At 28.4% G+C, this 23,955-nt stretch carries 22 protein-coding genes and 1 riboswitch; of the genes, 19 read left to right on the forward strand and 3 right to left on the reverse strand.

The annotated features are described in order from the left end of the window. The first annotated feature begins 32 nt into the window (after positions 1-32). The 8 genes from KGF48_RS07865 to KGF48_RS07895 all read left to right on the forward strand — a co-directional run bounded on the left by KGF48_RS07865 (position 33) and on the right by KGF48_RS07895 (position 7,278). Entirely contained in the window at positions 33-893 is an 861-nt protein-coding gene (locus tag KGF48_RS07865; RefSeq protein WP_227839822.1) for an aldo/keto reductase, read from the forward strand. A gap of 22 nt (positions 894-915) precedes the next feature. Beyond that, complete coding sequence (locus tag KGF48_RS07870) at positions 916-1,611, forward strand: flavodoxin (RefSeq protein WP_227867895.1); 696 nt, start codon at positions 916-918, stop codon at positions 1,609-1,611. Between the two features lie 30 nt (positions 1,612-1,641). Beyond that, positions 1,642-1,776, forward strand: coding sequence for a hypothetical protein (locus KGF48_RS20275; RefSeq protein ID WP_255642495.1), 135 nt, complete (start codon positions 1,642-1,644; stop codon positions 1,774-1,776). A 369-nt stretch (positions 1,777-2,145) separates the two neighbouring features. Continuing rightward, positions 2,146-2,478, forward strand: a complete 333-nt coding sequence (locus tag KGF48_RS07875; protein ID WP_227829609.1) for a winged helix-turn-helix transcriptional regulator — start codon at positions 2,146-2,148, stop codon at positions 2,476-2,478. Positions 2,479-2,603: 125 nt separating this feature from the next. After that, entirely contained in the window at positions 2,604-3,902 is a 1,299-nt protein-coding gene (locus KGF48_RS07880; RefSeq protein WP_227867896.1) for a cytochrome c biogenesis protein/redoxin, read from the forward strand. 92 nt (positions 3,903-3,994) lie between these two features. Beyond that, entirely contained in the window at positions 3,995-5,377 is a 1,383-nt protein-coding gene (locus tag KGF48_RS07885) for an FAD-dependent oxidoreductase (protein WP_227839825.1), read from the forward strand. Between the two features lie 236 nt (positions 5,378-5,613). Further along, entirely contained in the window at positions 5,614-6,327 is a 714-nt protein-coding gene (locus KGF48_RS07890; protein WP_227839826.1) for a DUF434 domain-containing protein, read from the forward strand. Between the two features lie 81 nt (positions 6,328-6,408). Then, positions 6,409-7,278 carry a L,D-transpeptidase family protein gene (locus KGF48_RS07895; protein ID WP_227867897.1) on the forward strand — a complete coding sequence of 290 codons (870 nt, stop codon included), beginning with the start codon at positions 6,409-6,411 and terminating at the stop codon, positions 7,276-7,278. A 143-nt stretch (positions 7,279-7,421) separates the two neighbouring features. Here the strand turns inward: KGF48_RS07895 and KGF48_RS07900 are convergent, their stop codons facing one another. Further along, a complete protein-coding gene (locus KGF48_RS07900; protein WP_227867898.1) occupies positions 7,422-8,567 on the reverse strand; it encodes an iron-containing alcohol dehydrogenase in 1,146 nt (381 codons plus the stop codon). A 262-nt stretch (positions 8,568-8,829) separates the two neighbouring features. Further along, positions 8,830-9,606: an IclR family transcriptional regulator gene (locus KGF48_RS07905; protein ID WP_227829603.1), complete on the reverse strand. Its 777-nt coding sequence runs from the start codon at positions 9,604-9,606 to the stop codon at positions 8,830-8,832. Between the two features lie 569 nt (positions 9,607-10,175). On the opposite strand from KGF48_RS07905, the gene KGF48_RS07910 reads away from it, so the two are divergent. The 8 genes from KGF48_RS07910 (at position 10,176) to KGF48_RS07945 (ending at position 18,735) form a co-directional block, all read left to right on the forward strand. Next, positions 10,176-11,150 (forward strand): 2-keto-3-deoxygluconate permease, encoded by a 975-nt coding sequence (locus tag KGF48_RS07910; protein ID WP_227867899.1) that lies wholly within the window; start codon positions 10,176-10,178, stop codon positions 11,148-11,150. A 77-nt stretch (positions 11,151-11,227) separates the two neighbouring features. Then, positions 11,228-11,533: a UxaA family hydrolase gene (locus KGF48_RS07915; RefSeq protein WP_227433922.1), complete on the forward strand. Its 306-nt coding sequence runs from the start codon at positions 11,228-11,230 to the stop codon at positions 11,531-11,533. A gap of 175 nt (positions 11,534-11,708) precedes the next feature. After that, on the forward strand, positions 11,709-12,869 hold the full coding sequence (locus KGF48_RS07920) for a UxaA family hydrolase (protein WP_227829600.1): 1,161 nt from the start codon (positions 11,709-11,711) through the stop codon (positions 12,867-12,869). Positions 12,870-12,921: 52 nt separating this feature from the next. After that, positions 12,922-13,824 (forward strand): fumarylacetoacetate hydrolase family protein, encoded by a 903-nt coding sequence (locus KGF48_RS07925; protein ID WP_227839829.1) that lies wholly within the window; start codon positions 12,922-12,924, stop codon positions 13,822-13,824. An 83-nt stretch (positions 13,825-13,907) separates the two neighbouring features. After that, on the forward strand, positions 13,908-14,801 hold the full coding sequence (locus KGF48_RS07930; protein WP_227867900.1) for a dihydrodipicolinate synthase family protein: 894 nt from the start codon (positions 13,908-13,910) through the stop codon (positions 14,799-14,801). A gap of 122 nt (positions 14,802-14,923) precedes the next feature. Next, a riboswitch (cobalamin riboswitch) is annotated at positions 14,924-15,104 on the forward strand. A gap of 202 nt (positions 15,105-15,306) precedes the next feature. Next, a complete protein-coding gene (locus KGF48_RS07935) occupies positions 15,307-16,437 on the forward strand; it encodes an ABC transporter substrate-binding protein (protein WP_227867901.1) in 1,131 nt (376 codons plus the stop codon). A 73-nt stretch (positions 16,438-16,510) separates the two neighbouring features. After that, the gene (locus tag KGF48_RS07940; RefSeq protein WP_227839832.1) at positions 16,511-17,536 is read left to right on the forward strand and encodes an iron ABC transporter permease; all 1,026 of its coding nucleotides are present in this window, start codon (positions 16,511-16,513) and stop codon (positions 17,534-17,536) included. A gap of 2 nt (positions 17,537-17,538) precedes the next feature. Next, complete coding sequence (locus tag KGF48_RS07945) at positions 17,539-18,735, forward strand: ABC transporter ATP-binding protein (RefSeq protein ID WP_227839833.1); 1,197 nt, start codon at positions 17,539-17,541, stop codon at positions 18,733-18,735. 174 nt (positions 18,736-18,909) lie between these two features. Here KGF48_RS07945 and KGF48_RS07950 read toward each other — a convergent pair whose 3' ends face one another. Beyond that, positions 18,910-19,635, reverse strand: a complete 726-nt coding sequence (locus KGF48_RS07950; protein ID WP_227839834.1) for a pentapeptide repeat-containing protein — start codon at positions 19,633-19,635, stop codon at positions 18,910-18,912. A gap of 473 nt (positions 19,636-20,108) precedes the next feature. Between KGF48_RS07950 and nrdE the strand changes: the two genes are divergently transcribed. The 3 genes from nrdE (at position 20,109) to KGF48_RS07965 (ending at position 23,906) form a co-directional block, all read left to right on the forward strand. Continuing rightward, positions 20,109-22,208, forward strand: coding sequence for a class 1b ribonucleoside-diphosphate reductase subunit alpha (gene nrdE / locus KGF48_RS07955; RefSeq protein ID WP_227841417.1), 2,100 nt, complete (start codon positions 20,109-20,111; stop codon positions 22,206-22,208). A gap of 12 nt (positions 22,209-22,220) precedes the next feature. Then, complete coding sequence (gene nrdF / locus KGF48_RS07960; protein ID WP_227829592.1) at positions 22,221-23,192, forward strand: class 1b ribonucleoside-diphosphate reductase subunit beta; 972 nt, start codon at positions 22,221-22,223, stop codon at positions 23,190-23,192. Positions 23,193-23,276: 84 nt separating this feature from the next. Further along, the gene (locus tag KGF48_RS07965; RefSeq protein ID WP_227841416.1) at positions 23,277-23,906 is read left to right on the forward strand and encodes a GyrI-like domain-containing protein; all 630 of its coding nucleotides are present in this window, start codon (positions 23,277-23,279) and stop codon (positions 23,904-23,906) included. Positions 23,907-23,955: the final 49 nt, after the last annotated feature.

A 23,955-nucleotide genomic window follows, 5' to 3' on the forward strand; every position in this document is an offset into this window, starting at 1 on the left:
CAAAAATGTACAATGTCAAGGAGGAATAAATAATGGAATATGTTGAATTAAGTAATGGCGTGAAAATACCAAAATTAGGTTTTGGAGTATTTCAGATAACAAAAGAGGAATGTGAAAAGTGCGTGTTAGAGGCAATCAGTGTTGGTTATAGACATATTGATACCGCTCAATCTTATTTTAATGAAGAAGAAGTAGGAAATGCAATCAGCAAATGTGGTCTGAAAAGAGAAGAATTATTCATTACTACAAAAGTATGGATTGATAATTATGGTTATGAGAAAACGAAGCAGTCCATTTTACAATCTATGAGAAAGATGAAAGTAGACTATATAGATTTAGTTTTATTGCACCAACCATTCAGTGATTATTATGGTGCTTATCATGCACTAGAAGATTTATACGAAGCTGGAAAAATCAGAGCAATAGGCGTTAGTAACTTTTCACCAGATAGGTTAGCGGACATAGCGTCTTTCAACAAGATTGCACCACATGTAAATCAAGTTGAAACAAACCCATTTAACCAACAAGTAAAAGCACAAGAAAACATGGTAAAAAGAAGTGTACAAATAGAAGCATGGGCACCATTTGGAGAAGGAAAAAGCAATATGTTTCAGAATCCTGTTTTAAAAGAAATTGCAGATAAACATGATAAATCCATTGCACAAGTTATTTTAAGGTGGCTTATGCAAAGAGATATTGTTGCATTAGCTAAATCCACTCATATCGAACGTATGAAAGAGAATTTTGAAATCTTTGATTTTCAGCTTTCAGATGAGGATATGTGTAAGGTCGCTATGTTAGATACAAACACAAGTTTATTTTTCAATCATCAGACACCAGAAACAGTTGATATGTTTGTAAATATGATTGAAGAACGAAAAGGAAAAATATAAAAATTACAAGGAAGAGAAGAGAATGAAAAAAACAGTTACGATTTTTCTAGGTTTAATGCTTATGTTTATTATGACAGCCTGTGGAGCGTCTGATTCAGAAAATAAAGAAAACAATAATGTCTCAAAGCAAACATTTCAAAATGAACAAGGACAACAGGAGGATTTAGGAAAAACATTAGTAGTTTATTTCTCCATGCCAGAAACTACTGACCCCAAAAATATGACAGAAGAGGAAGCAAATAGTATAGTTGTCATTGATGGCGAAGTAATAGGAAATACTCAATATGTAGCAAATGTCATTCAAGAAAGTACAGAAGCAGATATATTTCGCATAGAACCTAAAACACAATATCCGACTGAACACGATGTTCTGGTGGAAGTGGCAAAAAAAGAGCAATCTGATAACGTAAGACCAGAACTAAAAAATCATATCGACGATATAAGCCAATATAACACAATCTTTATTGGTTATCCTACTTGGTGGAGCGATATACCAATGATTTTATACTCATTTTTAGACGAGTACGACTTTTCTGGAAAAACGATTATTCCTTTCAATACTCATGGTGGTAGTGGATTTGCAGATACTATAAATACAATTTCTGAGCTTGAACCTAAAGCAACAGTTTTAAAAGATGGATTTACCGTTTCTAGAAATGATGTTGAAGAGGCAAAGAACGATATTGTATCATGGCTGAATGGTTTAAAGTTAGAGTAGATAAAAAAGAAAATCTTTATGAAGGTGTTAATGGATAATAAGATTCAAAAATCAATTGTTGAAAAATCTGTGAACAGAGAGTTAGAGATAATATCTTTACCAGAAAATTATCTTGTATCAGCATGTTATCTTTCTTACTATTATAAAGATAAGTTTATCATTTAAAAATCTGGCAGACAAAAATCTGTCAGATTTTTTAATTTGTATAAATTTGGGTAAATACGAAGATATGGGTTTGATGTTATATATAAAAATTATTAAAACAGGATAAAGAACTTAGATAAAGAATTATTATATAATAACTAAATTTATTTAACATAATTAACTTTAATTTTATATAGTTACAAATATGTAGTTACAAAAAAGTATCCAATTGTGATGTATTTATAAAACTGATATAGTAGTTATATAAAACCTTAGAAATATTTTAAAACCAAAATATATATTAAAAACCTTAAATTAGTAAATATCAACACATTTATAAATGAAATAAAAGCATGTCTTAATAATTAATAAAAAGAAAGAGGAGATAAAATGTACAATATAGATGATATGATATATGACTGTCCAGTAGAGGCATTATCAAGTATATTAGGTAAAAAATGGGTGGCTATAATAATATGGGAGTTACAAAAAGATAAAAAAAGATTTGGCGAATTACAAAGAATTATTCCAGAATGTAGTAAGAAAATGTTAACTCAACAATTAGATTTTTTAATTGAGCAAGGAATTATAATCAACAAAAAAAAGTCAGTTAATAATATTGTAGAATCAACATATTTTTTAAGTGAGTCAGGATTACTATTACTTCCTGTTATGGAAAAGATGATTATGTGGAGCAATAAGAATTTAAATTGTGATAAATAAGTTTTTAAATTTGCTTTTAAATTTACAGTGACTTAATTAAGCTATGAGTGAATATAAAAGTAAAAACAAAAAAGTACATAACTTTTTCTTTTAATAGTGGAAATAGAATAAGGAGGAATTTTAATTTGGAAAATGTAAATTTATTTGTAGTATTTATAGAAGGAATACTATCGTTTTTTTCACCATGTATATTACCAATACTACCTATTTATCTAAGTATACTGTCCAATAGTAGTGTGGAAAATTTAAAAGAGGGAAAAACGAATTTTATAAGAAGTTCTCTATTTAAAAATACTATCTTATTTACTCTAGGAATTTCGACAACCTTTTTTATACTAGGGTCATCAGTAAGAGTATTGAGTATGTTTTTTAATGAGAATAAAGATTTAATAATGTTTATAGGTGGGATTATAATTATTATCATGGGATTGTTTTACATGGGAATAATTAAATCTTCAATACTAAATAGAGAAAAAAGATTGAATGTAAAGTTTAAAGAAATGAAAGCAATAACAGCGTATTTACTTGGATTTACATTTAGTTTTGGGTGGACTCCTTGTATCGGACCAATATTAGCATCTGTATTAGTAATGGTTTCTAGTTCAACTAATCATTTGAATGCAAATCTTTTAATAGTAGTATATACTATTGGATTTATTTTGCCATTTATAATTACAGCTATGTTCTATAGTAAGCTATTTAAGACTATCGATAAAATAAAATCTAATATGGAAATTATTAAAAAGATAGGTGGGGCTATACTTATAATATCAGGAATATTAATGATGATAAATGGATTTGAAAGTGTGGGCAAGCACTTTAATATTCCACAAAAAAATAAAGTTGAAAATAATCAAAGTGTGAATCAAGGAGAGAATAAACAAGAAAATTCTAATGACAATACACAAGGGGAGTCTAGCAACAAAGACAATCAAAAAGAATCTAATGATGAAAATAATGATAACGGCTCTAATGATGAAGAAAGAATAAAATCCATTGATTTTACTTTAACTGACCAATATGGTAAAACACACAAATTAAGTGATTATGAAGGTAAGGTTGTGTTCTTAAATTTTTGGGCTACATGGTGCCCTCCATGTAAAGAGGAAATGCCTCATATAGAGCAGTTGTATAAAGAGTATAAGAAAAATAATGAAGATGTAGTAATTTTAGGGGTAGCATCACCAAATTTAGGAAGAGAAGGTTCAAGAGAACATGTAATTAGCTTTTTAAAAGATGAAGGATATACTTTTCCTGTTGCACTTGATGAAGATGGAGAACTAGCATATCAATATGGAATTAATGCTTTTCCAACTACATTTATAATTGATAAAGAAGGATATGTAACTCAGTACATTCCAGGAGCAATGAATAAAGAGACCATGAAGTCTTTCATTGAAAATCAGAAAAATAAAAAATATTAAGTATAAGGTTACAAAAAAGTACCTAATTGTATCACCTAGAAAACCTTGTTATAGTAAGAGTATAAATAACGAAGGAAAGGGTTGAAAATTATATGAAAAAAACATTTGATGCAATAATAATAGGATTTGGAAAAGGCGGAAAAACATTAGCAGGAGATTTGGCTAATAGAGGATTAAAAGTAGCTTTAGTAGAAAAATCAAATAAAATGTATGGAGGAACATGTATAAATGTAGCATGTATTCCAACTAAAAGCTTAGAAAATTCAGCAAACAATATAAGAAATATAAACTCTTGGAATGATGCACAAATCGAATATGAAAAAGCTATAGATAAAAAAGAAATTTTAATTACAAAGCTGAGAGAAGCTAACTATAATAAGTTAAATTCAAATGATAATGTAACTGTATTTACAGGAATGGGTACTTTTATTGATGAAAATACAGTAGAAGTAAAAACTGAAAATGAAGTTTATGAATTAGTATCAGATAAGATATTTATCAATACTGGCTCAAAATCATTTATACCTAATATTAAAGGTATCGAAAATAATAAAATAGTATATAATAGTGAATCTCTTATGAACTTGAGAACTCTACCTAAAAAAATGACAATTATAGGTGCTGGGTTTATAGGTTTAGAATTTGCAGGTATCTATAGTTCATTTGGAACAGAAGTCACAATATTAAATTCAAATAATGGAATTTTACCAAATGAAGATATTGAGGATTCAGAAGAAATAATAAAATTACTTGAAAAGAGAAATGTAAAAATTATAAATAATACAAATGTAAAAGAGATTAAGGAAGTTTCTAATTTAGCTACAGTAGAATATGAGATAAATAGTGAATTAAAGGAAATAACAAGTGATATAATACTTGTAGCTACAGGTAGAAAGGCAAATACTGAAGGTTTAGGACTTGAAAATGCAGGTATAGAATTAAATGAAAGAGGATTTATTAAAGTATCAGATACCCTTAAGACTAATAAAGAACACATATGGGCTATAGGAGATATAAATGGAGGACCTCAATTTACTTATATATCACTAGATGACTATCGTATAATAATCAATCAATTATTTGGAAATAAGACTAGAACAACTAGTAATAGAAAAAATATACCAAATGCTATATTTATAAGTCCAGCATTTTCAAGAGTTGGTCTTAATGTTAAACAAGCAAAGGAAAAAGGATATGATGTATTAGTAGCAAAGATGCCAGTTGATGCAATTCCAAGAGCTAAACAAATTGGAAAGACAGATGGATTTATAAAAATCGTAATAGATAAAAATTCCAATAAGATACTTGGTGCTAGCATGATATGTGAAGATTCTAGTGAGATTATACATTTAATTCAGTTAGCAGTAGATTTAGAAGTAGAATACACATATTTAAGAGACCGTGTTTATGCACATCCAACTATGACAGAGGCTCTTAATGATGTTTTATCTCCTAATATGATAAAGGAAGTATAGAATAAGTCTAATATATAAATAAAGCCTAAAATTATCATTATAAATAAATTTTAAAGAAAGGATACTATGAGAATTTACTAATAGTATTCTTTTTTTACATTATAAAGTATAAATATAGTGTGAAAGTTATTATTTTGTATTATAAGAGAGCATTAAAAGGTATAATCTAAATATTGAGTAATATAAATGGATAAGATAATATTAGCAAACTTAATATCAAGGTGGTGAAATATTCTATGAATAAAATATCTAAAAGGGGATTTGATGAGAGTGACAAACGTTGGTTTTCAAGGAAAGAACTTATAAGACTTGTAAGAGCTCAAGAAGAAATAGAATGGTTAATAAATAGAGATTATAAAATAGACCCTGTTGTAACTTTTGTGGGAGATAGATATCAGTTTTCAATAAGACAAAGAGATGCACTGAAAAGAGCAGTATGTACTGATGAAAAAAATAGAATAAGACAATCAAAGATACTTTCCTTAGATAAAATAAATGAAGGAATTATATACATAGATGGCTTTAATTTAATAATAGCTCTAGAAGTAGCATTATCTGGAGGAACTCTAGTCATAGGTAGAGATGGAAATATAAGAGATTTAGCAGGTCTTAGAGGAACATATAAAATTATAGATAAAACAGAAGAAGCTTTAAATTTAATAGGAAAGTTTCTTAATAAATATAAAGCTCCAAAAATTAAATTTTACTTAGATGCACCAGTTTCTAATTCTGGAAATCTAAGGTATAAGATATTAGAGCATGCCAAGGAATGGAAAATTGAAACAGAAGTAGAGCTAGTAAAAAATGCAGATGTTATATTAGAAAAACTGGATAGAGTAGTTAGTAGTGATGCTGTTATAGTTGATAAATGTATAAGCTATTTTAATGTAGCTAGAAGTATAATTGAAGAATATATTAAAGACTGTAATATTGTAAATTTAAATGGATAATAACCTTTAATTATACAGAGTAAGTTTAAAAATAGAAGAACGAATATATATCGAATTTCATAAAGTATTGTAAAAAGACATATGAGAGGATGGGTATGTGTGAAGCTATTTAAAATAAACATTAAAAAGTACAGAGCACCTATATATAAATATGCTTTAGTAAATGTAAATTTGAGGTCTGCTAAATCTACAAGTTCAAGTATTATAACTGTAATACCTCAAGGTTCTAAATTAGAGGTTCTAGATGAAGAAGACGATTGGATTAAAGTAATTTATAATTTTCAAGAAGGGTATGTATACAAGGATTTAATATCAGTAAGTGAATATGCTTGGAGTAATTTAAATTTAAGAGAAGATAAGTCTACAACTTCTAATATAATTACAGTAATTCCTGAAAAGTCTAGAGTCGAAGTTCTACAGGTAGATGGTGATTGGAGTAAAGTTGTATATGACGATAAAACAGGATATGTTTTTAATTATTTCTTGTCAAATGATGGAAATAAACCTAATGAATTAGACTATAAGTATTTTTATACTGATATGACTAAATTTGTTAATGAAAATAATATTAAAAGTACTAGTGACTATCTAATTACCACAGACCTTAAAAATAAATACACTTATATTTTTAAGAAAGATAATGGTGGCTGGGGGCAATTATATAAATGGGAATGTACTATAGGTAAACCTGAAACTCCAACTATAACAGGGATTTTTTATATAAGTGGTAGAAAACCTTCTTTTGGGACTGATGAGTATTCAGTTAAGTATGCCACTCGTATTAAAGGAGGGTATTATTATCATTCTGTGTTATATAATTCAACTGGAAGTTATATAATAGATGGTAGACTTGGTGAAGCTCTTAGTCATGGATGTATAAGACTAAGTACAGAAAATGCTAAATGGATATATGATAATATACCTGACACGACAACAGTTATAATTCATTAAAAATATTATTTATTAGTTTTAAGGAGTTTAAAATAAAATTAAAGATAAGAATTTAAATAATAAGAGAGTGTCAATAATTAAATAAAAATATTTTGAGACACTCCCTTATAAATATACATAATTAATTTATAAGTATTATTATACTAAGAGATTTTCTTAAATAATTCTATAATTTTGTCTTTATCAAAGAAAACAGGATTGGCTCCAGCACAAGCATCTTTCATAGAATTTTCAGCAAGCAATTCAAAATTAGGATTATCAACACCAACATCTTTTAAAGATTTTGGTATTCCTACCTCTTCTGAAAGAGCCTTTATTTTATCTATTACAAAATCAACACATTCTTTATCTGATTTGTCATGTATATTCATTCCAATAATTTCAGCTATTGGACGGAATTTAGAAGGTGCAGATTTAGCATTTTCTTCTTCAACTATTGGTAGTAACATAGCATTACATACTCCATGAGGTAAATCATATAAACCTCCTAATTGATGAGCCATGGCATGGACATTTCCAAGACCTGCATTACTAAATGCAATTCCATTTAAAAAACAAGCATAACACATTTGTTCTCTAGCATCTATATCATTACCATCTTTAACAGCTCTAGGAAGATATTCAAATATCTGTTTTATAGAATATAGTGCAGTTGAATCTGTAACATCATAAGCTCCATTAGCCACCACAGCTTCTATAGCATGAGTAAGTGCATCCATACCAGTGGCTGCTGTTAAGTTAGCTGGCTTACTAATCATTAATTCTGGGTCATTTACTGTCATTGTAGCTAGTGCATTTGTATCAACCATTATCATTTTTACATGTCTATCTTCATCTGTTATAACATAATTTATTGTAACTTCAGCTGATGTACCAGCAGTAGTAGTTATTGCAACTATAGGAAGACATTTTTTTGAAGTTTTATTTACACCTTCATAATCTCTAATGTCTCCTCCATTGGTAGCTAATATAGAAATAGCTTTGCCACAATCTTGTGGAGAACCACCTCCTATAGTTATAACAAAGTCACAATTTTCTGATTTTAGTATTTTAAGACCATTGTTAACATTAGTTACAGTTGGATTTGGTTTAACTTCATCATAAACAGCAAAGGTTACACCTATTTGAGATAACATATCTGTTACTTTTTTTACAGTACCATTTGAAGTTAGAAATTTATCGCTAACGATAAATGCTTTTTTAGTGCCTAAGGATTTAATTGTATCTTTAGCTTCACTAAGACACCCTTTTCCAAGTAAGTTTATTGGTGGTACATAATAGATACTCATAGTTAAAATCTCCTTTTTTGAATTAATTTTTATGTAAAATATACATACCTATAATAGTCTTATACTAATTCACATATTATATATTGGTTTTGAGGTTAAAATATATATTGTGAGTTTTTATATAAGAACTAAGTTCGTAATTACGATTATGATTAGAATTTAACATAGTATTTTTATCATGTCAATAAAAATATTAAAAATAAAAAAGAGCATAAAAAAACAAAGTTACTGTAATTAAGTCAGTAACTTTGTTTTTATCAATCTAATTTATTATAATATCTTCATTACGTTCTTCCATCATAGATTGAATATTTTTTTGTGCATTTAAAAGTAATTTTTTTATCAATTCTATTTTTTCTTCACTAGACCTAAAAAGTGGAAGTGTTACACTAACAGCGGCTCTTATACATCCATTTTTTCTTATTGGTACAGCAAGGCATTTTAGATATTCCATTGATTCTTCACATTCTGAAGCTATTTGAGTTTCACGAACTTCAAGAAGCTGGTCATATAAAATATCAAAGTCAGTAATTGATTTTTTTGTAAATCCTTTTAACCCATCTGGATATAAACTTATTAGTTTTTCCTTATCAAAATCACATAAAAGTGCTTTTCCAAGACCTGTACAATTAGCAGGTATCTTTTTACCAACATAAGAAATAAGTCTAATTGGCTCTGGAGAGTCAACTTTTCCAATATAAAGAACTTCGTTATTGTCAAGTATACCAAGTTGACAAGTTTCAGAACAAGAATTAACTATATTAGTCATTTCGTCAATTATGTAGTTAAAAATAGTTCTTTTTTCAAAAAACGAAGACCCTAATGTGTAAGAACGTATACCTATGGAATATTTAGACGTATTTTTATCAATAGTAATGTATTTTCTAGCATTAAGTGTATGGACTATAGGAAAGATGCTACTTTTTGGAGCATTGATAGCATCTGCTATTTCTGTAAGAGTATATCCATTCTCAGATTCAGCTAATGCTTCTAAAATATCTAATATCCTAGCTGTTGGGCGATGATTATCTGAAGTCATAAATTTCCCCCTATCTTTGTTAATTTAAAGTGTTAGAATATGTTGATTTTAGCATAATGTATGATAATTTACAATGTAGAAATAAAATATATGACTGTATATACAAATAAGCTTTAATTGTAAATATTTGTGGATGATTTTTTTTATGAAAATTTATATTGAAAACTTGAAATAATTTCCAAAATATACCTGAAGAAAGTGCACTGTATTTAGCTATATAATTTAAGATAAGACAATAATAACCGTATTTTATATATAAGTATCGAAATATTATGAATTTAAATTATATAAATTGTGATATATAGATGTGAATTGAGAAAAATTACTTTTTATATTTTGCGTATAATGAAGATAATTGATAACTATTGATATATTATCAGATAATTTGAAAAAATTTTGACAAAAATTTATTTTTTTTATTGACTCATAATTAGGAAAATGCTATCATTAATTCAAAGATTCGTAAATAAAAACTTAGTTCTTAAATACGAACCGAAACGGCCGTTAAAATTAAAGCTAAAAAATTTAATAAGAGTAATTAAATATCATGTTTTAGGAGGAGTAACTTTATGATAATGGATTTTATTAAAAAAATTCCTGCAGGTATGATGATAGTTCCAATGTTTATAGCAGCTTTCATTAATACATTTTGCCCAGATATTGTACAAATAGGTTCATTTACAACAGCAGTATTCTCAAGTGTTGGCTCTGCAACGATAATAGGGGTTCAACTAGTATGTCTTGGAACTCAGCTTCAATTTAAAGAAATGCCAAAAGTATTAAAAAGAGGAGGCATACTTCTTGGCTCTAAATTTGCTATAGGTGCTTTAATAGGTATCCTTATAGGAAAATTATTTGGAATGGATGGAGTATTAGGTCTTACAACTTTGGCAGTTATAAGTGCAGTTACAAATAGTAATGGTAGTATATATCTCTCATTAATGACTTCATATGGAGATGAAACAGATTGTGCAACTATGAGTTTACTTACTTTGAACGATGGGCCATTTTTTACATTGATAGCTCTTGAAACTTCAGGACTTGCAAATGTTCCATTGATGTCATTATTGGCTGCAATTGTGCCAATACTTATTGGTATGATAATAGGTAATTTTGACAAAAAGATGAAAGAATTTTTAGAACCAGGATGTAATTTATTAGTACCTTTTGTAGGATTTGCACTTGGAAGTAGTATAAATCTTGCAAGTATATTAAAAGGAGGTCTATCTGGAGTATTGCTTGGATTAATATCTGTGTTTGTAGGAGGTATATTTATAGTATTCTGTGATAGATTTATAGGGAAACGTCCAGGGTATGCAGGATGGGCTGTAGCCACAACTGCAGGGAATGCAATTGCTGTTCCTGCTGCTGTTGCATTAGTTGACCCAACATGGCAGCCATATGTTGCAACAGCTACAACTCAAGTAGCAGCTGCAGTAGTTGTTACTGCGATATTAGTTCCTCTTATAACTAGCTGGTGGGCCAAGAAGCATGGATGTCCTAAATTCCCAAAACAAAAAGATGATGGGACAATAGTAGCCTGATGAATACAGATATATAATTACTAAGATGATTTTGTATATTAATAAAATTATATTATTTATAAAGGAGAACAAAGATAATGATAAATGCAGTGATAATTGATGAAAAAGATAATGTTGCAGTAGCTATTGAGGCAATATCTAAGAATAGTGAAATTAATTTTAAATTAAAAGATAAAACAATAAAGACAATAACAGCTTTAGATGATATAACTATTTATCATAAATTGGCTATAAAGGATATGGCTGAGGGAGATAAAGTTACTAAATATGGAGAACACATCGGAGAAGCTAATCAAGAAATAAAAATTGGTCAACATGTACATATTCACAATGTTAAAAGTGTTAGGGAAGATTTAGATAAACAAATTGTATCGAACATATAAAGTAACATTTATAATTCAAGCAAAGTAGTATTTAGTATTAAATGATTAAAGTATTTTGTGTTGAATGATTGAATAAGAAGGATTTTAGTTAGCTAATTAGCAATAAAAATAAAATTTATAGTACAAGAAAATCACATAAAGTATGATAAAGAGACTATTTTAGGAGGAAATCAATATGAAATTTTATGGATATAAAAGACCAGATGGAAGAGTTGGTATAAGAAATCACATATTAATATTACCTACAAGTGTGTGTGCATCAGATACAACGAGAATTATAGCCTCACAAGTTCAAGGGGCTGTTACTTTTAATAATCAAAATGGATGTTCTCAAGTAAGTTCAGACCAACAATTAACTATGGATGTTATGGCTGGATATGCAGCAAATCCTAATGTATATGGTGTGATAGTTGTATCTTTAGGTTGTGAAAATTGTCAAAATGACTTGGTAGTTGATGCAATAAAAGAGAGAACAAATAAACCAATAAAGACTCTTGTAATACAAGAAGAGCATGGAACTTTGAAAACTATAGAAAAAGCTGTTCGTTATGCTAGAGAAATGGCACAAGAAGCTTCTTTACTTAGAAAAGAAGAATTTCCAATATCTGAACTTATATTAGGGACTGAATGTGGAGGGTCTGACCCAACAAGTGGGCTAGCTGCTAATCCGCTAATAGGAGAATTAAGTGATAGACTTGTTGATTTAGGGTCTACTTCAATTTTAAGTGAAACTACTGAATTTATAGGAGCAGAACATATATTAGCTAGAAGAGCAGTAAATGAAGAGGTAAAAGAAAAAATACTACATATAGTACATAGATATGAAAATTCATTAAAATTAGTTGGAGAAGAAGTTAGAGAAGGAAATCCATCTCCTGGAAATATAGCTGGTGGGCTTACAAGCTTGGAAGAAAAATCACTAGGCTGTATACACAAAGGTGGGCACAGAGTAATAAGTGAAGTATATGATTATGCAAAGCAAATTGATAAGAAGGGTCTTGTAATAATGGATACACCAGGAAATGATGCTTCATCTGTTGCAGGTATGGTTGCCGGAGGAGCTCAAGTCGTAGTATTTAGTACAGGGAGAGGGACTCCATCAGGAAATCCAATAGCTCCAGTAATAAAAATAACTGGAAATAAAATAACTTTTGCAAATATGGAAGATAATATGGATTTTGATGCTAGTCCAGTTATATATGGACCACAGACAATGGAAGAATTGACAGATGATTTATTAAATCTAGTTGTAGATGTAGCAAATGGTAAGCAATCAAAAGCAGAATCACTGGGATATACTGAAATGGCAATAGCTAGAGTGTGTAATTATGTATAAAATATAGGACTTAAAAAGATATGAATTTAGAATTTTACTAAAGGGTGATAGTATGAAGTTTGTTAGTTTTAGTAGTATTGAAGATACATCTAAAAAGGTAGGAATTCTATCAAAGGATGAATTGTTTATTATCGATGTCAATTCCATAAGTCTTAGTAAATTTTTTATAGATGTAAATGATTTAATTCAAAGCGTATCTCAGGATGATATTATTAAGTTAAAAAATATTATAAGTGAAGAATCATTTAATGACTATAATGTTTTTAAAAGAGAAAAATGTACTATACATGTTCCTATAGAAAAGCCAATACATGACATTTTATGTGTAGGAGTAAACTATAAAAAACATCTTGAGGAAACTCAAACTCATTTTGATAGTAGCTTTGAAGAACCTGAGAAAACAGTATATTTTACAAAACGTGTGACAAAGGCAATAGGTCCAGAAGACGAGATAGATGCTCATTTTGATATAAATAATCAGTTGGATTATGAGGTTGAACTTGGAGTAGTAATAGGTAAAACAGGTGTTAATATAGAAAAAGAAGATGTAGAAGATTATATCTTTGGTTACACTGTGATAAATGATATTTCTGCTAGAAAGTTGCAAAAAGAACATGTTCAATGGTTTAGGGGAAAGGGATTAGATACATTTACATCTTTAGGGCCATGTATCTTACATAAAAGTGCAATTTCTTTTCCAGTAAAACTTAATGTATATAGTAGAGTAAATAATGAAGAAAGACAAAATTCTAATACAGAGCTATTCATATCAGATATCTCAGATATAATTTCAGAACTTTCAAAAGGGATGACTTTAGAGGCAGGAGATATTATAGCTACTGGAACACCTTCTGGAGTAGGGATGGGCTTTTCTCCTCCTCGATATATGAATAGTGGAGATGTAATTGAATGTGAGATTGAAAGTATTGGAATATTGAAAAATTATGTTAAGTAAATGTTTTATTATATATAATTTTAAAACATAGGCTATAAACATATTAAATGAACATATCAAAATAAATTTTAGGAGTTTAAATTATGAAAGCAGAATTTTTGACACCAGTTGTTACAATATTTGATGAAGACGGAAATTTAGATAGAGAAGGAAACAAAAAAGTATATGATTACCTTATAGATGGGGGAGTAGATGGTCTAGTTATAATGGGAAGTACTGGAGAGTTCTTCAATATGTCTATGGATATGCAAAAAGAACTTATAGATTTAGTAGTTAATCATGTCGATAAGAGAGTTAAAGTGTTTATAGGTACAAGTCGTATGTGTGCAGATGAGTCTATAGAACTTTCAAATTATGCACATAATAGTGGAGCAGATGGAGTTATGATAATAAGTCCTTATTATTTCTCACTTGATGATAATAGTATTGAACTTTTTTACAGTAAGATAGCTGAAAACACAGATGCAGAAATATACCTATATAATTATCCAGATAGAACTGGTTATGATTTAAGTCCAGAACTTACATTAAAGCTTGCAAGAAAGCATAAAAACATAGTTGGATATAAAGATACAGTAACTTTAATGGGACATACTAGAGATTTAATAAATACTATGAAAACAGAGTTCCCAAATTTTAAGATATATAGTGGATATGATGAAAATTTTATACACAACTTAATGTCTGGAGGAGCAGGATGTATAGGAGGATTATCAAATCTAATTCCAGAAGTATGTTCTAAATGGGCTGAAGCTTATAATAATAAAGATATGGACAAAGTTATTGAAATTCAAAAATATATTAATAAAGCAATGGATTTTTATTCAATAACAAATCCATTTATACCAGCAATGAAGAAAGCTATGAATATTAGAGGATTAGAAATAAGTGATTATGTAACTGCTCCATTTATAAAGCCAAATGAAAATCAAGTATGTAAAATTAAAGATTTGATGGATGAATTAAATATAAACTAGGAAGATAAAGAGGGTTTTAAATTGATTTTTATAGTCATTTTAAGCCCTCTTTTTGAGTGGATATATTAAATCAACCTTGCAAAGTAATTAACAATAAACTACAATTATCTTAATGAAAAATTAAATATAAATAATACTAGGGTACTATTTTAGTTTAATAGGGAAAGTGATGTAAATTCACTACAGCCCCCGCTACTGTATACGGATACAAAATCAAATCCACTGAGATTCATAGTAATTTTGGGAAGGTTGATGGAGGAAAAGCCGTGAGTCAGGAGACCTGCCCAGTATTACATAAATACAATTTAGGGTGGAGATTGTAGTTTATAATAAAATGAGATATCAATTCATTTTTTATAAAATTGATATAGAAGCTTCTCCTTGCTAATTTAGGAGAAGTTTTTTATTTTACTAAAAAGTTATATTTATAAAATTAATTTTAGTAAAATGTCTTTTTAAAGTATATGTAGCCACTCATAAAAAATAAAATAATGGAGTGAAAGTAATGAAATTTAAATCAAATGTTTTAAAGCAGTTTTTCTTAATTGTAATGGTAGTTTTTTTCGTAGGAGGTATTGTAGGTTGTAGCAAAAAAGATAACAACAATGAACAAGTTAATAGTGGTGAAAAACTAGAATTAAAATATGCAAGTGGGTTTAGTGTTGAGAATTTAGAAGATGGAATTAAAAAGGTTGTTGATGGAGATAATAGAGAACTAATTTTGATTCCTAAAAAGATAAAAATACCTGAAAAATACAAGAATGCAAATATAGTTAGAACACCTGTGGATAATGTATTGATAGCATCTACAACACAAGCTTGCTCTTTAAGGACGATAGGTGAGTTAGATAGTATAAAAGCAGTAACAACAGAAGAACAATATTGGACTATCAAAGAAATTAAAAATTTAATGAAAGATGGAAAGATACATTATGTTGGTTCAAATTTAGCACCAGACTATGAAAAAATAGTAGACTTAAATCCTGACTTGACTATAGTAAGTAGTGGTTTATCAGAAGCAGATACAAAATTTATAGATAAGTTAGAAGAATTGGCACTTAACTATGTTGTAGATAATGAATATAAAGAACAAAATCCATTTGGAAGAATGGAGTGGACAAGCTTAATAGCTGCATTTTATGATAAAGAGGATATAGCTACTAGTGAATTAGATAAAACAGTACAAAAAATAGAAGAAATTAGTAAAAAAATAAAAAATAAAAGTAAACCTAAAGTTGTATGGGCGTCTGTATATGAAGGTAATGCTTATATAGCACCTAAAAATTCATATGTAGATAATATGATAAACATGGCAGGTGGAATAAATGCTTGTGCCTCAATAGATTCAAATGAAGGGAGAGTAAGTATTGAGCAATTGCACGAAGTGGCAAAAGATGCAGATATATTTGTGTACTCATCAAGTTCAGATTATGCACCAAATTTAGAGTCTATAAAATCTAGTGCACCAGTGTTATCTGATTTAGATGTTGTGAAAAAAGGGAATTTATGGGTGTTTGCTCCAGATTATTATCAATCGGTGGATAGGACAGATGAATTAATAGTAGATTTGGTTGAAATGTTTCACCCAGGTACTACTGGTGAAAAAATTAAGCATTATGTAAATTATGATAAGTAATAGATAAGATTAAATTAACAAGTAAACTTTATAAATTTGAGTTAATGTAGTTTTTAATAAGAGGAGTATATAGATGGACTTTATCAATAAAAGCAGAATTAAAAATACTACTATATTTATAACCTTAATTGTAGGCATAATACTTACTTTTTTGATATGTGTAGCATTTGGTTCTGTAAAAATCGAATTTAAAGAAATAATAGATGTTGTATTAAGAGGAATAGATAGTACAGAACACTATAAAATAATCTATAATATAAGGATTCCTAGAGTTCTTGCAACTATGGTAGGAGGTGCTTGCTTAGCAGTATCTGGTATTTTACTACAGATATTTTTCAAAAACCCAATAGTTGAACCATATATCTTAGGTGTGTCTTCAGGTGCCACTTTATCAGTAGCACTGATGATTTTAGGCGGATATACATTAGGGTTTGAAAGTATAAATTCAATGAGTATATTTATAGCAGCCTTTGTAGGAGCTTTAATTGTAATGTCTATAGTTATTCTATTTGCCAGCAAAGTAAAAAATATAACAACGCTTTTGGTTATAGGAATTATGACTGGATATGTATGTAGTGGAATAACAAATATATTACAATCATTTGCAAATAATGAAAAATTAAAAGAATTTACTATGTGGTCTATGGGAAGTTTCTCAGGATTTACATGGGAAAAAGTAGAAATACTTATGTTAGTCAGCATATTAGGTCTTTTGATGACTATATTCATAATAAAACCTCTAAATGCTTTTTTACTAGGGGAAGAGTATGCAAAGAGTATTGGTGTAAATATAAAATTTTTTAGATTTTTGGTAGTATTTATATCTAGTATACTAGCAGCAATAGTATCAGCATTTGCAGGTCCTATAGGATTTATTGGTCTTGCAGTACCACAAATAGCAAAATTGATATTTAGAACATCAGACAATAGAGTATTGATACCAGTAGTAATTCTTTTAGGAAGTATAGTTACAGCTCTTTGTGATTTAGTATCCAGAGTAATTTTGTCGCCAATAGAACTACCAATAAGTGCAATAACTTCATTATTAGGTGCTCCAATTGTAATAATGTTATTGATGAAAAGGAAGGATAGGGCTTAGACATGTTGAGAACTAATAATTTAAGTGTTGGATATGATAAAAAAGTAGTTGTAAGTGACATAAACATAGAGGTAAAAAATGGAGAAATATTATGTCTTTTGGGAAGTAATGGTGCTGGTAAAACTACTATATTAAGGTCTCTATCTAAACTCATAACACCAATAAGAGGTGAAATATATTTAAATGATGCAGATATAAATCATATCTCCAGAAAGACATTATCTAAAAAGATGGCTTTAGTACTTACAAATAGATTATTAGGAGATTTAATGACTGTACAAGATGTAGTTAATATGGGAAGATACCCTTATACAGGATTTTTTGGAAATCTATCTAAAAAAGATTTAATAATGGTAGATGATTCATTAGAATCTGTAAATGCACTTCATTTAAAAAAAAGATATTTTGATGAACTTAGTGATGGTGAAAAACAAAAGGTATTGGTTGCAAGAGCATTAGTTCAAGAGCCAGAAATAATAATATTAGATGAACCTACAACTCATTTGGATATAAAGCATAGATTAGAACTTATGAATATACTAAAAAAACTAAGTAAGGAAAAATCAATATCAGTAATACTTTCATTACATGAAATAGATATAGCGCTAAAAAGTTGTGATAAGGTTGTTCTTGTGAAAAACAACAAGGTTATAGCGTATGGTCAGCCAGAAGATATGGTAGATGAAAATATGATAAATTCACTTTATGAATTAGAGGATAAAAATTTTAACAGTTTGTTAGGTGCAGTAGAAATTAGCAATAAATCAAAAAATGAAGTTTTTATAATTGGTGGAGGTGGCAAAGCAACACCAATCTACAGAGCTTTTACTAAAAGAGGTATAGGTATATATTCTGGCATAATACATGAAAATGATGTTGATTATGAAATTGGTAGGACTATGGGCATAAAGTTGTTTACAGAAAAGCCATTTGAGTCAATAAGTGATGAAAGTTTCGATTTGGCCATTAGAAATTTAAATAATTCTAAGATTATAATAGACACAGGATTTAGCGTAGGAGAAACAAATAAAAGAAATATAGACATTATAAAAGAGGCTTTAAAATTGGACAAAAAAGTTTATTCATTTAGAACTAAAAGTGAGAGTAATAAGTATTATAAGCATTTGAGTGATAATATAGAATATGTAGATAAAGTTTCTAAAATAGTGGATAGTATTGATAAAAATAATTTACTGTAAATTATAATTTATGGCATATTTAGGAATGATAAAATATATAAAAGAGTATCGTAAGTAGATTTTTAAAGTGCATTTTTAAAATCTCTAGATACTCTTTTTTAGAAATTGTTTATTTAGTGATACATTTTTTTACTATGTATTTTCAACTACACACTTAAATAAAAAAATAATACTTTATAGATAACCAATAGCCTCATCTCTAGTTAGAAAAAAGTGAATTCCTGTAGTTGATTCTTTCCATCTATTTTCATGAAAATCTTCAGCTACCACCATTTCTCCTACTCGATATATAAAATTTTCATCAGCATATGCACGAGCACTTTTAAAAGATTCTTTACCATCGATGCTTGTAATTGACAGTACTTTTGCTTTGTCACATCTACAAGCATTTGATGTAGCAGATACTCTTTTTGCATCACTTGGTATCAATAATTGTACCATTCTAAAATTAAAACATTTTTTATAAGCTACAAATGCACCTGTTTCAGGACAGTACAATTTAAAAAAACGAGTACTTTCATCTGATACTACTCCATCCAATGTAGCATATTCCAAATTAGAATTTTCTAAATTAGTTCCTCTAATATCTGAGTTAGATAAATCACAAAATCTAAAATTGGCACCGCCTAGGTCTGCATTTTTTAATATAGAATTTTTTAATGAACAATCTGAAAAATAAGAATTCTTAAAGCTAGAGTTTTCTAAATCTGCCTTTTCTAAATTTAAATTGATTAGGTCAGACCATGAAAAGTCAATATTACTTAAACAATATCCTCTTAAATCCATATTTTCTAATCTTACTTCTTTTAAATCTGCCTTTTCTCCATCATTATTATTTTTAAGCCACAAATAATGTTTATCAAGTATTTTTTCTAATTCTTGTTTAGAAACAGTTTTCATTAAAATCACCTTCACTAATTTATTTTTATATATTTAGTAGAAAAATAGTCATATATGTAATTATATAACAATGCGCAAAAAACTTCTAAATAATATATAAAATATTAAATATATTATTGAAGATTTATTATTTCTAGTAACATATAAACATTGAGTAAATATTTTTATGGTTTTATTTAGAGAATAAAGTAAAGAAAGGAAGATAATAACTATGATTTTAACTTCTTTAAATAAAAATAATATCAATGATATAATAATAAAAGTTTAGATATAAAAAAATTTGTGTATATACTATATGTAGTATATAATAGATAAAGCACTAACTATATGTAGTGCTTTTGTTTTTGGAAAATACTTATTATGCCCTATAATTAGAGGTTGTTTTTGGAATTTGAACTGATAAATATTAAAAGAAATAATAAGTAAATTAAATGAAATTATAGCACAAGATTATGTTAAAAGGACGGTAAATAATGAATTGGATAGAGCTTAACAATCAAGTGATAATTAAAAATGAACAAGGGAAATATCAACTGGAAAAGGATAAGGAAGCCCTAAGTAGTTACATAGAAGAATTTATAAATCCAAAGTTAAAGAAATTTAACAATCTAGAAGAAAGATTGAAGTATTTAATTGAGGAAGGTTATTATTTAGAAGAAGTAATACATAAATACAGCATGGATTTTATCAAAAATATATACAAACTTATTGAGGAACATAAATTTAAGTTTCAGTCATATATGAGTGCAAATAAATTTTATCAAAATTATGCATTAAAAAGTAATGATGGAAAAGAAATATTAGAAACGTATAATGAAAAAGTATTAATTGTAGCTTTAACATTAGGAAATGGTGATGAGAGTCTAGCTTTAAACTTGGCAGACAAAATAGTAAAACAAGAATTTCAACCAGCTACACCTACATTTTTAAATGCTGGAAGAAAAAGAGCAGGAGAAATGGTATCATGTTTTTTACTATCTGTAGAAGATAGCACAGAAGGTATTTCATATGCTATATCTTCATCAAATCATTTATCAAAAATAGGTGGAGGAGTTGCACTAAACTTATCTAAGCTTAGAGCATCAGGTGAATCTATTAAAGATATAGAAGGTGCAGCTGGAGGTGTTGTTGGAGTAGCTAAAATGTTGGAACAATCATTCAGCTATTTTAATCAGATGGGAGCTAGGCAAGGTTCTGGTGCAGTTTATCTCACAGTATTTCATCCTGATTTTGAATTATTGATGGATACTAAAAAGATAAATGCTGATGAAAAAATAAGACTTGCTACATTATCGCTGGGAGCTATTATACCTGATAAATTTATGGAGTTAGCAGAAAAAAATGAAGTAGCCTATGCATTCTATCCTCATACTGTGTATAAAAAGTATGGAGTTTACCTTGATGAGATAGAAATGAGTGAGTGGTATGATAGGTTAGTTAATGATGAAGATATAAGAAAAAAAGAAATAAATCCTAGACAAATGTTGACTAAAATAGCACAAATGCAACAAGAAAGTGGATATCCATATGTAGTGTACATAGATACAGCCAATAGGGAACATACATTGAAAGAGGTTGGTATGGTAAAAATGTCTAACTTGTGTTGTGAAATATTCCAATACCAAACATCTTCAGAAATAGAAGGCTATGGTGGAGAAAATAAATGGGGTCAAGATATAAGTTGTAATCTTGGTTCTTTAAATATAGCAAATGTTATGGACAATAAAACTATAGAAAGCACAGTTGAGACATCGATAAGAGCATTGACATTTGTAGCAGATAAAACAGACATAAAGCCAGTACCGACTGTAAATAATAGCAATAGCAAATCTCATTCTATAGGATTGGGAGCTATGAATTTACATGGATACTTAGTAAGAGAAAATATTTTATATACTTCAGAGGATGCTGTAGAATTTTCTAATGTATTTTTTGCAATGATTAGATATTATTCAATTAAAGCATCTATGAAAATAGCTATAGAAAAAAATCAAACTTTTGAAGGGTTTGAAAAATCAGCGTATGCTAAGGGAAGAAAAAGCAAGGTATTATCAAAATACTATGAACAATCTTATCTACCTAAGTTAGAAAAGGTAAAAGCATTATTTGAAGGTATTTATATACCAACAAAAGAAGACTGGACAAAATTATTGGATGAGGTCAAAGAAAAAGGTATATATAATGCATATTTAATGGCAGTAGCACCAACTCAAAGTATTAGTTATGTTCAAAATGCAACATCAAGTATAATGCCAATTACTGAGCCAGTAGAAGTAAGAACATATGGAGATTCAACTACGATATATCCAATGCCATTTTTAACTAATGAAAATATGTTGTATTATCAGTCAGCATATAGAATGGATATGAGGAAAGTTATAGATTTAGTATCAACAGTTCAACAACATGTTGACCAGGGAATATCAACAACATTGTTTGTTACAGATGAAAAGACAACTAGAGATATAGCTAGACATTACATATATGCATATAAAAAAGGTCTGAAAAGTTTATATTACACAAGAACAAAGATGACAAGAGACACTCATGAGTGTCTAGTATGTTCAGTATAGGGAGAGAAATATATGACATTTAAATTACATAAAACACATGATGCAGTTAATTGGAATAAAGAAGAAGATGGATTCACACAGGCTTTTTGGGAACAAAATGTAAAACAATTTTGGCTTCCTGAAGAAATATCTGTTTCTAAAGATATTAAGGTATGGAATGAATTAGATGATAATGAAAAAGATTTATATAAAAAAGTATTAGGTGGACTGACATTACTGGATACAAAGCAAGGGAATAATGGGATTCCATCGATGATGAGTTTAACAGATAATCTTCAAAGAAAAGCAGTTTTATCTTTTATGGGTACTATGGAAGAAATACATGCAAAAAGTTATTCTTCTATATTTATGACTTTGCTTTCTAACTCCGAGATAGATGATTTATTTGAATGGATAGAAACAGAACCAACATTACAACGAAAGGCTGATTTAGTTTTAGCTCAATATGAAAATACTACAAACCAAAAGAATTTATATTTATCAATGGTTACAAGTGTGTTTTTGGAGAGTTTCTTGTTTTATTCAGGATTCTTTTATCCATTGTATCTGTCTGGTCAAGGAAAAATGGTTGCTAGTGGAGAAATAATATCACTTATTCTTAGAGATGAGTCTTTACATGGTAAATATATAGGACTTCTTGCGCAAGAAATATACAATTCATTTGACAATGCTGATAAGAAAAAATTAGAAGATAAGATGTATTCTATACTTGATATTCTTATGGAAAATGAGATAGAGTATACAAATGTAATATATAAAGATAGTGGACTTGAAGAAGAGGTTGTAGATTTTTTGAAATACAATGCAAATAGAGCTTTAGAAAATTTAGGATTTGAAAGACTTTATACTGTAAATGCTATCAATCCAATTGTGTTAAATGGACTTAGTACTGAAACTAAAACACATGATTTCTTTTCAACTAAAGGTAATGGATATCAAAAAGGGGTCTATGAAGAGTTAGAAGATGAAGATTTTATAATATAATTTATTTTATAAATTGTGACACGCTGTTGTCACTTTTATCATGATAATATCAATGTATAAAATAAATATACGGAGGTATTTTTTATGAAATATGAATGGAGAAAGAAAGATAAAAAGTTATATTTACCTAATGAGAATCCTGTAATAGTTGATGTACCAGAACAGAAATTTATTATGATAAAAGGAAAAGGAAATCCAAATGATAAAGAGTTTAGTGAGGCAATTGGAGTTCTATATTCTTTAGCATATGCAATAAAAACTATGCCTAAAAAGGGTATTGTGCCAGAAGGTTACTTTGATTATACTGTTTTTCCATTAGAAGCTATATGGGATAAAACAGAAGATAGTAAATGTTCAAGTACACTTATTAAGGAAGAATTGATTTATACTATAATGATACGTCAACCAGACTTTGTTACACAAGATTTATTAAGCAAAGCAATTGAGATAGTAAAAAAGAAAAAGCAACATAATTTGATTGAAAATGTTGAATTTGGAATTATTAATGATGGACTATGTGTTCAAATGCTTCATAGAGGTTCATATGATAATGAACCAGAGAGTTTTATTATTATGAATGAATTTTGCAAGAAAAATAAACTTATAAGAAAATCTGATATACATCGTGAAATATATATAACTAATGAAAGTAAAGTATCAAATGCTGATTTGTTGAAGACTGTTTTGCGCTTTGAAGTAAAAAAAGAGATGTAAGTATATATATTGCTTTATTGTTATACTATAATAAAGTAATGAGGTGATT

The organism is Clostridioides sp. ZZV15-6388 (genome assembly GCF_020657755.1).
Taxonomy (GTDB): domain Bacteria; phylum Bacillota; class Clostridia; order Peptostreptococcales; family Peptostreptococcaceae; genus Clostridioides.

What these genes read in the sequence shown, in the direction of transcription:
- KGF48_RS07885 (WP_227839825.1), top strand. Translation starts at nt 3,995, where the DNA reads ATGAAAAAAACATTTGATGCAATAATAATAGGATTTGGAAAAGGCGGA.
- KGF48_RS07890 (WP_227839826.1), top strand. Translation starts at nt 5,614, where the DNA reads ATGAATAAAATATCTAAAAGGGGATTTGATGAGAGTGACAAACGTTGG.
- KGF48_RS07925 (WP_227839829.1), top strand. Translation starts at nt 12,922, where the DNA reads ATGAAGTTTGTTAGTTTTAGTAGTATTGAAGATACATCTAAAAAGGTA.
- KGF48_RS07875 (WP_227829609.1), top strand. Translation starts at nt 2,146, where the DNA reads ATGTACAATATAGATGATATGATATATGACTGTCCAGTAGAGGCATTA.
- KGF48_RS07895 (WP_227867897.1), top strand. Translation starts at nt 6,409, where the DNA reads ATGAGAGGATGGGTATGTGTGAAGCTATTTAAAATAAACATTAAAAAG.
- KGF48_RS07865 (WP_227839822.1), top strand. Translation starts at nt 33, where the DNA reads ATGGAATATGTTGAATTAAGTAATGGCGTGAAAATACCAAAATTAGGT.
- KGF48_RS20275 (WP_255642495.1), top strand. Translation starts at nt 1,642, where the DNA reads ATGGATAATAAGATTCAAAAATCAATTGTTGAAAAATCTGTGAACAGA.
- nrdF (WP_227829592.1), top strand. Translation starts at nt 22,221, where the DNA reads ATGACATTTAAATTACATAAAACACATGATGCAGTTAATTGGAATAAA.
- KGF48_RS07935 (WP_227867901.1), top strand. Translation starts at nt 15,307, where the DNA reads ATGAAATTTAAATCAAATGTTTTAAAGCAGTTTTTCTTAATTGTAATG.
- KGF48_RS07905 (WP_227829603.1), bottom strand. Translation starts at nt 9,606, where the DNA reads ATGACTTCAGATAATCATCGCCCAACAGCTAGGATATTAGATATTTTA.
- KGF48_RS07930 (WP_227867900.1), top strand. Translation starts at nt 13,908, where the DNA reads ATGAAAGCAGAATTTTTGACACCAGTTGTTACAATATTTGATGAAGAC.
- KGF48_RS07940 (WP_227839832.1), top strand. Translation starts at nt 16,511, where the DNA reads ATGGACTTTATCAATAAAAGCAGAATTAAAAATACTACTATATTTATA.
- KGF48_RS07910 (WP_227867899.1), top strand. Translation starts at nt 10,176, where the DNA reads ATGATAATGGATTTTATTAAAAAAATTCCTGCAGGTATGATGATAGTT.
- KGF48_RS07900 (WP_227867898.1), bottom strand. Translation starts at nt 8,567, where the DNA reads ATGAGTATCTATTATGTACCACCAATAAACTTACTTGGAAAAGGGTGT.
- nrdE (WP_227841417.1), top strand. Translation starts at nt 20,109, where the DNA reads ATGAATTGGATAGAGCTTAACAATCAAGTGATAATTAAAAATGAACAA.
- KGF48_RS07965 (WP_227841416.1), top strand. Translation starts at nt 23,277, where the DNA reads ATGAAATATGAATGGAGAAAGAAAGATAAAAAGTTATATTTACCTAAT.
- KGF48_RS07915 (WP_227433922.1), top strand. Translation starts at nt 11,228, where the DNA reads ATGATAAATGCAGTGATAATTGATGAAAAAGATAATGTTGCAGTAGCT.
- KGF48_RS07950 (WP_227839834.1), bottom strand. Translation starts at nt 19,635, where the DNA reads ATGAAAACTGTTTCTAAACAAGAATTAGAAAAAATACTTGATAAACAT.
- KGF48_RS07920 (WP_227829600.1), top strand. Translation starts at nt 11,709, where the DNA reads ATGAAATTTTATGGATATAAAAGACCAGATGGAAGAGTTGGTATAAGA.
- KGF48_RS07945 (WP_227839833.1), top strand. Translation starts at nt 17,539, where the DNA reads ATGTTGAGAACTAATAATTTAAGTGTTGGATATGATAAAAAAGTAGTT.
- KGF48_RS07870 (WP_227867895.1), top strand. Translation starts at nt 916, where the DNA reads ATGAAAAAAACAGTTACGATTTTTCTAGGTTTAATGCTTATGTTTATT.